Origin of the sequence: Chlorobium sp. (assembly GCF_036528655.1) — a bacterium.
Taxonomy (GTDB): Bacteria; Bacteroidota; Chlorobiia; order Chlorobiales; family Chlorobiaceae; genus Chlorobium.
Window position 1 is genome coordinate 36,443 of the sequence record NZ_JAIGND010000004.1, and the last position, 12,224, is coordinate 48,666.

Below are 12,224 nucleotides of genomic sequence, written 5' to 3' on the forward strand. Positions count from 1 at the left end.
CAGGAACTGAGAGTTTGAGCAAGGGAGATCAGGTTACGGCAAAGAAAAGGAATCCTTTACGTTATGGCAATACGATCTTGCGCGCACATCGATTTCGCGATGCACGCACGCGGGCCTTTTCTGTCGCAGCCATCGGTGCGTTTACCATTTGAATGGAATCTCCTTGACCGGGTTTCCCGGCTTGGGTTTGGATAGCAAGGCATCCTTGATGAGTCCTGCGGCATTCGTGCCATCGGCAAGGATTCCCGAGGCGGTTTCACCAAGGAAATTTTTTGCATTGACGAGTGTCGATCCGGACGCATAGACGCCGAACCCGACTACGGCAATTCCTGCCAGGCCGTGCAGCGTCGGGGCGGCAACCGGGGCAAGCAACGCGGCTCCACCTGCGATGCCTAAAGCGGCAGCCGCCGAGGCTAAAGGATTCTGAAGCATGGCAATTTTCCTTTATCGGATTATAATTATTGTAAATTTGAGCACAACGCTCTGAACCGGGAATGATTCCCTGGAAGTCATCTCGATTCTGCCGGTTATTTCAATGCTGATGCCTGTCAGGAACAGTCATCTCCCGTAATCGGGTTGAGACACACTGAACAAGATCAGGACAGAATGCCATCGGCGTTTTCTACGGCGCTCCAGACTTCATTGCGTAACCGCAATGCCGACCCGGCATCAATCAGGCCTTGTTTTAACAATCTGTTCCAGTGCGACTTACGTAATTCCTTGTGCTGAAATTGCCACCATTCTCTCAAAATCAGCGAGGCATCAGCAGCTATGCTGTTCTTTTCGTCAACAGCCTGAAAACAGCTTATGGCCACATCGAAATATCCATATGATTCTGCGGAATCCTGCGAGATTGTGATAACATATGCGTTGTAGCCGGGCAGAAGCGTAGCGTAGCAGGCTTCAGGGCATTTAATATCAAGCTGTGAATCGTCCCGGTCAACTTCCAGAAGATGGATCGGAAAAACGAGTTTGTTTCTCAAGCCGACAGGGTTCTGCCAGGTTTTTCGCCCGAGGGTCGCAGATCCATCCTCCTTGATCGACAAACCCTGAGGGAGCCGGCATTGAACGGAATAGAGAGCAATTTCCGCGACCCTGTTGGCATCCGCAAGGTCATCCCTTTCAGGATATGCAGGAACTGACCGCATCCAGCGTTCAATGAGCATCTGATCCTCCCGTGTATAAAGGGAAGGGATTACCATGCTTTCCTGAAATATCATGTTTACTCCTTTTTAGGGCACCTCTATTTATTTGTTCCGAATCCCTATTGCTGTGTTGGGCGGTGCTCGAAATCCTCATGTACTGTGTGTACACTCCGGTTTCTCCGCTCCGTCCGCCTTGCCCTCGTGCTTCTCACGACAATACATAGAGGTGCACTTTACTTGTGTGACTGAAACGCCCGATCTGTTGACAGAAAGATGTTCCTTTCGGATCAGAATCAGCCGGAAAGTCTGCTGATATTGTACGGGCGGCATTCTGAAGCTCTCCGGTATAAAGAAGGAGCGCCTTAATAATACTTCAGTTGATCTCGGCCTTTCGGCTGAAAGTCTCGTGCGTGTAAAATTGCCGACCCTGACAGGTACCGGTTTGGAAATCCTTATCGAACAGCGATCAGTAACCGGCAGTGGCAGTTGCCTTCATAACCGGCACACGGTGAATGGATATGAGATTATTATAAGATATGCGGAAAATTAATAAAGAATATTATAAAAATGATAAATATTTAATGATATCCGATGTGAAAATGCCCATAACCCTGATAAGCGCAGTATTTCAGCATGGTATCATTCTGACTGCCCGAGTGATACATTCATTTGATGGAGCCTCCCTGAAACGACGGGTCCTCATGTCGCGCTGTCTGTGAGGCTATACTGCGGAACGACAGCAACGGAGCGTGACCATGCATGTTGTGGATGGCCGGGATGATTTTGTTGCGTTAACATCACGTCGTGTGCATGAATGAGCTCAGTGAAAGCGCGTGCCTGTAAGATTTGTGAGATGTATGCAATATTCTTAACTTTCATAAGTTCTGCCCGCGTTCAATCGGGCAGCGTCATAAGGCAACACGGCAAAACTTCACGACAATGAATGTCATCATCAATGATAAAACGTGCGTTTCCTCTGTCGGCCAGACTCTTTTGAAGGCGGCACGGATCAATCACAGCCATGTCGGCTATGTATGCGGTGGACACGGGGTTTGTCAGACCTGTTTTGTTATCGTTCTGGAAGGTTCTGAATGTCTTTCTCCTCTAAACGACGTTGAAAAAACCTTTCTCTCTCCTCACCAGATTCGGCTTGGTGGTCGTATGGCCTGCCGGGCGGTCATCGCAAAAGAGGGGACGATCAGGATTCTTTCCCGTCCGGAGGAAGTCCGCAGGATGTTTTTATCCAATCCGATGCCATTGTTCAGTTATGGCGCTGAAATGGGGAGTAATTTTGCCAGACAGGTTATTCCGGGTATCGGCAACATTATGAGCCGAATCGTGACGGGAGAGATTGTCAACGAGAATGAACTTGAAGACCTGAAGGAGTCGGTTGACGGATTGATAGGTCTTGCTGTTGAAACACTGCCGGAGTATCTGCCGTTCAAGGAGCAGGTAATGGGCATCGTCAGCAAGCTGCCTGTTCAGCTGCCGTCTCAAATCCAGTTGCCCCTGCCATTTCAGTTGCCGGTTAAAATTCCTTTTTTACAGGAGACTACGCGAAAAAACGCTCAAAAGCCGGTTCCCATCAGGTATATACCGCGTAATACGCTCACCTGAACAGGAAACACCACATTAAAGTCGGCGGTGTTTCCTGTTAAATCGCTATGGGGTATATTCCTCGAAGCTTTGCTTCGTGAAGGTAATCTCAAACATGAACAAATACCCCGTAGCTCTGCTGCGGGGTATTTGTTTGACACTGTTACTTTTCAGGGGCAATTGCCGACGAGATGCCCTGCAGAACCTGATTCAGGGAATTGATGGCATTTACCGTGAGATCGACAGAAATTTTGTTTACTGTCCGGAATGCGTCAACAGAAGATGTCATCATGTTGGTGACGATGTCCACCGACATCTGACTCATTTTTCCTGCGGCATCAGCAAGGTTGTTGACTCCTGATGCTGCCTGATTTACCGGTTCGTTTGCCATTGTTGATATGTTTTGGTTATAAGAAGTACTCTATTCTTATAAAGGTTATGATTTTTTTGAAAAAAATCCAATATCGCGCCATTTACATACGGATTGACGAGAGAATTATTGCGATTATTATAAATCTTACATCGTATTTGTCTCGGGATCGGGTTTGTTTTCAGTACCATGCAACGATGACATGAAAAGACGAACAGTGGGGAAGCGGTGATGAGTGACGGAAAGAAGCAGGAAGGAAAGGAATGAATTACTCCCTGATTTGCAGGCATCAGGATTAATGCCGGGGCGCCAGGCAACCGGCTTATATGAAGACGATCGGCGCGGAAAAACAGTATCCGGCGCCATGTGAGGTTTTGACGGGTATGTAGTTATCGCCGTTTCCTTTTTTACGTCTCATGCGATGTACCAGCGCGTCGAGCGAACGATTGCCCGATGCGGTATTTTCATAATCGAGAGTTTGCAGAAGTACTTCCCGTTCAACCACTTTCCTTGGGCAGGAGGCCAGTTTTTCCACCAAATCGAATTCCTTTGGCGTCAGAATGATCTTTTCCCCTTCAGGCGTGAAAAGCGCCAACTCTTTTCTGGAGAGCTCCCAGGGCTTGATTTCCCGGTTGGCCGCGGTTTCGATTTTTTCCGTTTCGTGCTCACCGGCGTGCGAGTTGCCGAGACGTCCCAGAATACTGGTGATCGATGCCGACAATTCAGGAAAATCGACCGGTTTGGTCAGGTAGAGATCCGCACCGGATTCATAAGCGATGATCTTGCTTTTCTGGGATGATTGGGCAGTCAGCATGATAATGCGCATGTCGGTGTTTTTGCGGACGTATTCGGCAAGGACAAGACCGTCCTGATCCGGCAGCGATATATCGAGAATTACTATGAGAAAACGATTCTGCGCTATTTTCTGATAGAATTCCAGAGCCGATGCGACTCCCGTAACATCAAACCCCGCAAGCGCAAGATACTCTATAATGCTCTCGCGGAAATCCTGATCGTCTTCGACAATGATGATTTGATTGTCCGGCATTGCGGCAGCATGAATTGTTATGGTTGTGAACGATTTGTCAATATACCCATTACCCGGCGATGTCTCGGGAATGGTCGACAGTTTCCTGTTCATTGCCGAGACTCGTGCTCCAGCCGGCACCGTCGGCAACCGGGAGGCGCACGGTTGCTTCTACGCCGGACGGGAATCCTCTGAGCGAGACCTTTCCGTTATGCTGTTCGATGATTTTTTTTACCAGCCATAACCCGAGACCGGCTCCGCTGGTGTTCATGGAGTTTCTGCCACGCTGGTACTTGTTGAAGAGCGTTTCGCTTTCCTCCCTGGAGATCGTTTTTCCCCGGTTGCGGATCGAGATGATTACCTCATCGGCTTCCTTCCTGCAATTTACCGCGATGGGGGTGTAAGGTGTCGAATATTTCCGTGCATTATCGACCAGGTTGTATATAGCCAGCTTCAGCTGCGACGGCTCCCCGAGTATCCTGCTCTCGTCAAGGCGTTCCGAGAAACGGATGTCCACATCCGGCCACATGTTCTTGAACGATGCTATCTGCGAGTAAATGAGCGGGGCGATCGCAACATGAGTTTTATCCGATATTTCCTGTGTTTCGATCATACGGCTTTCGTGCATGGAAACTTCCATGACTTCGACGAGCCGGTCGATGGCGCGATGTATCTTGTTGATTTCGGTTTTGATCAGCCTGTTACCGCTCTGATGCTTGATTTCGATCAGATCCAGATTTCCCCGGATGATCGCCAGCGGTGTGCGGTACTCGTGAGAAACCATGCTTATGAACCGTTCAAGCCGTTCGATTTCGAGTTGTAACTGTTCCGTACGTTCTGCGACGGCCTTTTCGAGATGATTGATGCTCTGCTGCTGGAGCTCCTGCAGCGTGACGTCCGTCATCATGACGAGCAGGATCGAGTGGTCTTCCAGGTTGATGAATTCCGCGGAATAGAGGACGTTGAGAACTTCCCCGGATTTTTTTCTGAGCTGCACAGATCTGTTCAGGAGGTGGCCATGGCTTTTGAGCACCGAAACGATCTGTTTCCATTCTTCCCTGTCAACATACAGGGTGTGATCCGTGACAGGATGTTCCCTGGCTTCCTGGATTGTAAAACCGAAGAGCTTCAGCCAGGTTGCATTGACATTGATAAGAGCGCCTTCCTTAAGGTCCCAGATTCCTATCCCTACAGGCGCATGGTCGAAAATGCTCCGGAATTTCGATTCGCTTTCGGCAAGGGCGAGGTCGGTATTTTTCCTTTCCGTGATGTCGATCACGGTGCCGATATAACAGGATACATCTCCGTCATTCTCGCGCAGGGGCATTCCCCGGCACATGAGCCAGTGGGTGGAGCTGTCCTTGTGGATCACCCGGTATTCGACATTGATTTCCACTTCCCGTAGCGCTGCGTCCATGACCTTCTGGAAGGTTACGTCCCGGTCTTCGGGGTGCAGATTGGTTTCGCAGAGCTTATGGGAGGACTTCATGCTGTCCGGTTCAAGTCCGTAGAGCTTCCAGACCCGATCAGACCAGAATACGTTATCTGCCTTGACATTCCATTCCCATATGCCGGCATTTGTTGCGTCGAGTGCCTGGTTGAGTCTTGTTTTGCTGTCGCTGAGCGCGATTTCGATCTGTTTGCTTTCGGTTACATCGATAATCGTTCCTATATAGCGGTTGATCTTTCCGTTTTCCTCCTGAACGGGTTTCCCTCGTGACATCAGCCAGTGTATTGATCCGTCCGGATGAGCAGTGCGATATTCGACACTCAGTTCGGTATGATGTTCAGCGGCAAAGGTTACGTTTCTGATGGCCATCTCACGATCGTCTGGATGAATCGTGCTGCACCACAGATCGAAAGACGGTGCGTCTGTATGTTTTTTGATTCCGTATAATGGCCAGATCTCATCCGACCATATATTTTCGCCGGTTTTCAGATCCCACTCCCAGACTCCTGCGCGTGCGGCTTCGAGCGCCTGGCTGAGCCGGCTTCTGTTTTCCAGAAGCTCAAGCTCAATCTGCTTGCGTTCGGTGATGTCGATGATGGTACCGATATAACGGATCACCTTGCCCTCTTCGTTATGCAGGGGCATCCCGCGGGAAGTAAGCCAGTGGATGGATCCATCCGGATGGCAGACCCGGTATTCTACGGATGCCGGGTTTTGGTTATTGATGGCATTCTTTATGATCCAGGAGGCCATCTGCCTGTCTTCCGGGTGGATTGTATCCACACAGAGCTGATGGTTCAGAGGCAGACTGTCGACCTGCAATCCGTACAACGCCCATACCTGATCCGACCAGGTGAGGCGGTCTGTTTCGACGTTCCACTCCCAGATTCCTGAATGAGAGGCATCAAGTGCATAGCTGAAGCGCATCTTGCTCTCGATGAGATCCTCTTCAAGCTGTTTCTGCTTGCTGATATCAACGCCGACAGCAACGACACAGGGTTTTCCGTCGATGATGACCCTTCTTCCTCTGGTTGCGAGCCAGAGTGGAGCGTTGCTTCCCGGGGGGCAGATTTTAACTTCGCTGCTGTCCTCGGCGCCGGAGTTGAGGATGTTCAGGAACTTCTTTTTAACGGGAAAAATATGATCGGCGCAGATTGTCTCTATGGGATCGACGCTTTCAGTTGAGGCGTCGGTTTTGCCGAAGATGATGTCGTGGGCATACCGGTTCCAGACAATGAGCTGTCCTTCCGCATTCAGAATGATGGCGCAGCCCGGCATGGCCTCAAGCAGGGCGGTTTTCAGCGCCCGTTCTTTTTCAAGCTCCTCTTCGACATGCTTTTGACGGGTTACATCCTGGATGCTGACGAAAAGACTCGTGACGATGCAGTCCGGCGAAAGTACAGGGTTGATGGCGGTTTTCCAGAAACGGCCACCCTGCCTGTCTTCGAATGTAATCTGTTTTCCTGAACTGAGAACGTACTCCGCCTTTTCTTTACGGCTGGCGGCAAGTTCCGGCATCTGCAGCACGCTTGAAATCAGTTCATAATAATTTTCACCAATACATTCGGATGCCGACAGGTTCAATCGTCTGGCGAATATATTATTGGTATTGAGTATCGTGCCCTGCGGATCCATGAGCAGGACTGCCTCCGGAAAGGATTCCAGCAATGCCCCGATTTCGGTTTCAGTTGCATTGCTTCCGGAATGAGTGTGTTTCGTGCGCATTGCCTTTGAGAAGATCGGTTCAGCACCCGAGGCAACTGACCATTGCTTGTTCCGCAGCAGGGGGGCTTACGACATGAACCCCTCGGGTATTCAAGGATATATTTATTCCCGTCTTTCCATGCCATCGCGGCATGATGCCGGATTCATGAGTGATTGAATGCATTACAATTGGAATCAGTAGGCATGCATGTATTTCATGCCGATCAGCCCTGCCGCGATAAACTGGTTGACGAGGAACAGGATATTGTTGACCACCTGAAAACGAAGGAACGCATTATGTTCGTGAATTTCGCTTTTGCCGATGGCATTGCCGAATCCGTCTTCGACGGTGCCTTTCATAAAGGATATGCTGCTTTTCGGGTCACGCAGCAGCTGTATCTGGACAACGATATTGATGGCCAGCGCCAACAGCAGTATATACAACAGTATATGAAATCCCCAGCTCCATGCGAGCAAGGCGAATACGGTAAACACCATATCGATGATGAGGAATGCGACAAGAAACGTGTTTTTCGGGCCGATCATCACGGCGAGCGATTTCATCCCCTCTTTCGCATCGCCTTCCCGTGATTTGAAATCGTTCATGATGATGAGAGCGGTTGCCATGAAGAAGTTCAGACCGGCCATCCATAGCGCCTCGGGTCGTATTTCACTGAAAAAGGCATTGGCCGATATCCAGGTTATGACGCCGTAGGAGATGCCGACAGCCGGCGCCGAAAGAAGAATGTTCTTTTTCAGTTTGAGCGGAGGGGCCGAATAGATATACCCGAGCGAAAGGCCGCTGAAGAGGCAGAGAAATATGATCCAGCCCCGCTGGCCGCCGACATGCAGACTGATCAATGCTCCCAGCATTATGGCTATGGCAAGTACGATACCCCAGTTCCATAATGCCTCCTGTTTGGTCAGCCGTCCTGAAGGGATAGGCCGGGTGGGTTCGTTTACCCGATCGAGTTCGAGATCGTAATAGTCGTTGACCGACTGGCTGAAACCCGTTCCGAGCGGCCCGTAGATCAGAAAAAGCGCAAATAGCAGCAGATAGTCGTGCAGGCTCGACTGCATGGCGCCGGATGCCATCACGCCTCCGGCAAGGCAGGGAGAGACACTGATCCAGGTCACCGGATCGAGGAGTTCGATATGGGCTTTGATTTTACCGATAAACCCGATCGGTCTGACCGGAATTGACTTTGCTGTTGTTTCCATGAGTACTGTGACGAAATCCTGACGTTTGTTAATGAAACATCGAATGGGCACCCAGTTCCTGACCTGCACATCCTTCTTTAAGTATCCGCGTATAAAATTCCCTGAGGGTGTCTTTTCCGTATGAAGGGGTTGCCGTACCGTTGTAAATCCCTGTTTTCGGATCGAGTACGAGCATCGATTCCGAAGCGTAGTATCGCCCGATTCTGGCGAATTCCGCCTTATCCTCGAACATCGGAAACAGCTTCGAGAGCAGGCTCAGCACCGGAATCGCGATATCGAAAATCGCGATGGGGATTTTTCTGAAATCCGGTTTTCTTCCCATCAGTTCGAAAAGGAGTTCCCCCTGTTCTCTGGCAGAGATGGGTTCGCCGGGCCCGCCGATCGGCAGTATTTCGTTCTGTTTAGAGGGGTCTTCAAGGCAGTCGGCCATGAAACGCGCAAGATCCGCCTCGCTGATGGGCTTGCATGAGGTCAGTTCGCCATCGCCGAACATCACATACGGCTTGCCTTTTTTCAGGTTTTCCACCTGTCCCGCGAGGGATTTGAAAAAAGCCGTAGGGCGGACGATAGAATAGGTTATGGCTGAATCCATGAGCTCCTTCTCGAATTTCAGCTTGGCTCTCTGGAACTCCAGCAGCGGTTTCTGGACGCATATGGCCGACAGCAGAACGAACTGGCCGGCTCCTGCGGCCATAGCTGCGTCGAGAAGGTTTCTGTTTGCCTGGTAGTCGATCATCCATGAGTCTTTGATTCCTCCTGTGCGTGAGGTCAGACAGGATACGACAACATCGAAATGTTCTTTGCGGATACCCGAAACGAGCAGGGATTCGCTGTCGCAGACATTTCCGAAGCGGACTTCCGAACCTTGCAGCTGACTGCATGTCTGCCCGGCTGTATTCGAACCGTCTATGCCTGCGCGCTCTCTTGCAAAGCTCACGACATCATATCCCCTTGCAACAAGCTCCCTGGTCACGAATTTACCGATATAGCCGGTAGCTCCGGCGACAAAAACCCTTTTTGGCTGCTGATCCGTACTGCTGCGGCAATAACTGGAAGAAGAACTCAATGGCGCGTGGTGTTTTTATTGGAAAGAGTGTCTCTTGATCTGTTCGAACAGGGCCGTTCCGTTTTGTCGGGCGATTCAGTCATGTTTCTGCTGGCCGGAATGTTTTCCGATAAATTTGTTCAGCAGCAGTACGATAAAAATGCCTCCGAAAAAGAAAGCGACCGGAGCGAAGATTGTCGTGTAATTTAATGAATCAGTATGCATTTCGGCGATTGTGATGTTGCTTTTGCTTGATTTTCGGGAAGCCGGTTGTGTTTCCGTATTTCAGAGATAGATATCCGGCCTCAGTTTTCTGGTGAAAGAGTGCATTTTGAAGTTGGCCAGCCAGACCCAGTTAAGCGGTTTTCCCTGCATTCGCTTCAGGATCGCCCGACCTTTATAGACCTCTTTCTGCAGTTTGACGAAGTTTTCCAGCAGCTTTTCTCCCTGCATTTTTTTCGGTTCGAACATGAAATGGTAAGTATCGTACTTGTCCCAGTCGAAATGTCTGATTCTCGGTTTCATTTCCTCGTAATAGGGAGTTCCGGGAAACGGCGTTACAAGCGAGAATACCGGAAACTCGATCCGGTTATCCATGATGAAGTCGTAGGTTGCCTGAAAGCTCTTTTCGCTGTCGTCGTCGAATCCGAACATGAAGTAGCCCTGTATGGCGATGCCGTTTCTGTGCAGGTTGCCGACCACAGTCGAATAGTTCTGCAGGCGGTTGGCCCCTTTGTTCATGCTTTTGAGAATATCCGGGTTGAGCGATTCGAAACCGATGCTCATCAGATCGCATCCCGACCGGCCGGCGATTTCGGCCACTTCGGGTTTATGCAGGAAATTCATGGATATGTTCGCATTCCATCGGACGCCGATTCTCGACATGCCTTCGAGGAGTTCGGTAAAATATTGAGGACGGAAACTGATGTTGTCGTCCATAAATGAAAATGTAGCATTTTTTTTACCGAGACGTTCCTGGTGGTATTGCATCTCTTCGAGTACCAGATCGATCTGGCGGTACCGGTAGCTCTTGCCGTATACGGTAGGCGTGGTGCAGAAATTACAACCCACGGGGCATCCTTTGGTAGCTAAAACCGGGATGCGGGAACTGTATCGGCCGGCATTTGCCGAATTCAGGGCATAGCTGAAATCAGGGCCCCGCATTGCGGTCATGGGGAAAAGATCGTTCGCGCGATAAAGGGGTTTCATGGTTCCCTGCAGAATATCGCGGGCCAGTTCGTTCCATACGGACTCCACCTCGCCGTAGATGACGCTGGTGCAGTGCTCTGCGGCTTCATCTCCGAGCATGGTCGGGTGTACGCCTCCGAGCAGGACGATTTTATTCCGGGCAAGGGCGTTATCGGCAATCCGGTATGCCCTTGTTGCGTTGAGGGTTCGCGATGTGATGGCGACGACGTCATATGCCGAAAAATCATCGGGAATCCGGTCGCCGATGCGTTCGTCAAGAAGCGTAACATCGAAAAGCTCTCCTGCAAGCGTGGCGACCATGATGAGATTCAGGGGCATGCTGACGCTCCCTGAATCCACCATCATGCTCGTAGAGCTTTTAGGCTGTACGAGCAGCCATTTTTTTCTGTTTTTCTTTTCTGCGGCAAGCTGTTTCAAGGATTCCGCAATAACCTCATGAAGTGTCGTCCCGGTGTTCCTGCTGTTATCTTCGGCCATCCGCTCTGTTCTCTGGTAGTCGTAATTACTTCTGTAACCTCTTGATTGCGCTTTCGCAGCGTATGACGCTTCAGGAATCGAACCGTTTTGTGATTTCCTTGGTCGGGGTTGCATAACCCGATACATCGGGAGAACTTCCGCGGAAACCGCCGGTCAGCGGCGCACCGCCATAAAGCTGGGGATAGGCATTGGCGCCAAGCCTTTTGGTGCATTTCCCGACATTTTCAAGGTAATCGCCCACAACCCACCAGTGGCCATCGATAAAGACTTCGAGAAACCGCCCGTAAGCTTCAGCTCCCTGTACGAAAGCGCCCTGCATATTTTTCATGAGTTACAATGTTAATAGGTGTTTCAGATAAGATTGCATGAAATCAGGTCAATTGCTTCATCCCGGAATTCTGTTACCCCATAGCGTAAAATTGCCGCAGGAATCCGAAGTGTTGTCGGAAGTGTATTTATTGAGCGCCATTTGAACTTCGTCCGTTGAACAGTCATAGCCGTTGAGTTCAACGATCTTCATGCACTCATCCAGGTTATCGGCGCCGAGAATCCTGTTACGAAACAATTCATCCCCTCGCAACCGTTCGAACAATGCCTTTGATTGCGCTATTGTCATGTCGTTATTTCCGTATTGGTTGATTTCGTAATGAGTTCCGGTTACAAATCCGCATCTGCCTGTATCGCCGGTCTGCTGTGTCCGCACATATGCACCGAATCCGTTGTCTTTCTCTTTCTGCCTCATCATTCTTTTCGTTCAGCCGGAGCAGGGGGATGTCGATGCTTGGGTTTTGCGTCCCGATCCAGCGTCCCGAACACTGCAGCATTTCCTGGTTCATGAATCTTTCTTTCCGAGTGATGCAAGTGCTTTCAAATTTAAAAAAATATATTACTTTTATTACAAATATCATAAAAATGAGAAAATCGGATCAGCCGATACCGGAAGACGTTTTGTGGCGGTTACGGCGCGTTTTTTGTCTTTT

The 12,224-nt window shown here is 50.0% G+C and carries 11 protein-coding genes; 1 reads left to right on the forward strand and 10 read right to left on the reverse strand.

The features are described from left to right. Positions 1–141: 141 nt before the first annotated feature. Positions 142–432: a hypothetical protein gene (locus K4305_RS01760; RefSeq protein WP_331560617.1), complete on the reverse strand. Its 291-nt coding sequence runs from the start codon at positions 430–432 to the stop codon at positions 142–144. Between the two features lie 164 nt (positions 433–596). Next, entirely contained in the window at positions 597–1,220 is a 624-nt protein-coding gene (locus K4305_RS01765) for a hypothetical protein (protein ID WP_331560618.1), read from the reverse strand. 864 nt (positions 1,221–2,084) lie between these two features. On the opposite strand from K4305_RS01765, the gene K4305_RS01770 reads away from it, so the two are divergent. Beyond that, positions 2,085–2,762 (forward strand): 2Fe-2S iron-sulfur cluster-binding protein, encoded by a 678-nt coding sequence (locus K4305_RS01770; RefSeq protein WP_331560619.1) that lies wholly within the window; start codon positions 2,085–2,087, stop codon positions 2,760–2,762. Positions 2,763–2,904: 142 nt separating this feature from the next. Here K4305_RS01770 and K4305_RS01775 read toward each other — a convergent pair whose 3' ends face one another. The 8 genes from K4305_RS01775 to K4305_RS01810 all read right to left on the reverse strand — a co-directional run bounded on the left by K4305_RS01775 (position 2,905) and on the right by K4305_RS01810 (position 11,989). After that, entirely contained in the window at positions 2,905–3,132 is a 228-nt protein-coding gene (locus tag K4305_RS01775; RefSeq protein ID WP_331560620.1) for a hypothetical protein, read from the reverse strand. Positions 3,133–3,433: 301 nt separating this feature from the next. Beyond that, positions 3,434–4,252, reverse strand: a complete 819-nt coding sequence (locus K4305_RS01780; RefSeq protein ID WP_331560621.1) for a response regulator transcription factor — start codon at positions 4,250–4,252, stop codon at positions 3,434–3,436. Beyond that, positions 4,209–7,313, reverse strand: a complete 3,105-nt coding sequence (locus K4305_RS01785) for a PAS domain-containing sensor histidine kinase (RefSeq protein ID WP_331560622.1) — start codon at positions 7,311–7,313, stop codon at positions 4,209–4,211. Before K4305_RS01785 ends, K4305_RS01780 begins: the two co-directional genes overlap by 44 nt. A gap of 174 nt (positions 7,314–7,487) precedes the next feature. Then, entirely contained in the window at positions 7,488–8,513 is a 1,026-nt protein-coding gene (gene bchG / locus K4305_RS01790; RefSeq protein ID WP_331560623.1) for a (bacterio)chlorophyll synthase, read from the reverse strand. A 28-nt stretch (positions 8,514–8,541) separates the two neighbouring features. Beyond that, positions 8,542–9,579, reverse strand: a complete 1,038-nt coding sequence (locus K4305_RS01795; RefSeq protein ID WP_331560624.1) for an NAD(P)-dependent oxidoreductase — start codon at positions 9,577–9,579, stop codon at positions 8,542–8,544. 264 nt (positions 9,580–9,843) lie between these two features. Further along, entirely contained in the window at positions 9,844–11,244 is a 1,401-nt protein-coding gene (locus K4305_RS01800; protein ID WP_331560645.1) for a B12-binding domain-containing radical SAM protein, read from the reverse strand. 70 nt (positions 11,245–11,314) lie between these two features. Beyond that, positions 11,315–11,572, reverse strand: a complete 258-nt coding sequence (locus tag K4305_RS01805) for a bacteriochlorophyll c-binding family protein (protein WP_331560625.1) — start codon at positions 11,570–11,572, stop codon at positions 11,315–11,317. A 57-nt stretch (positions 11,573–11,629) separates the two neighbouring features. Next, positions 11,630–11,989, reverse strand: a complete 360-nt coding sequence (locus K4305_RS01810; protein ID WP_331560626.1) for a Nif11 family protein — start codon at positions 11,987–11,989, stop codon at positions 11,630–11,632. Positions 11,990–12,224 lie beyond the last annotated feature (235 nt).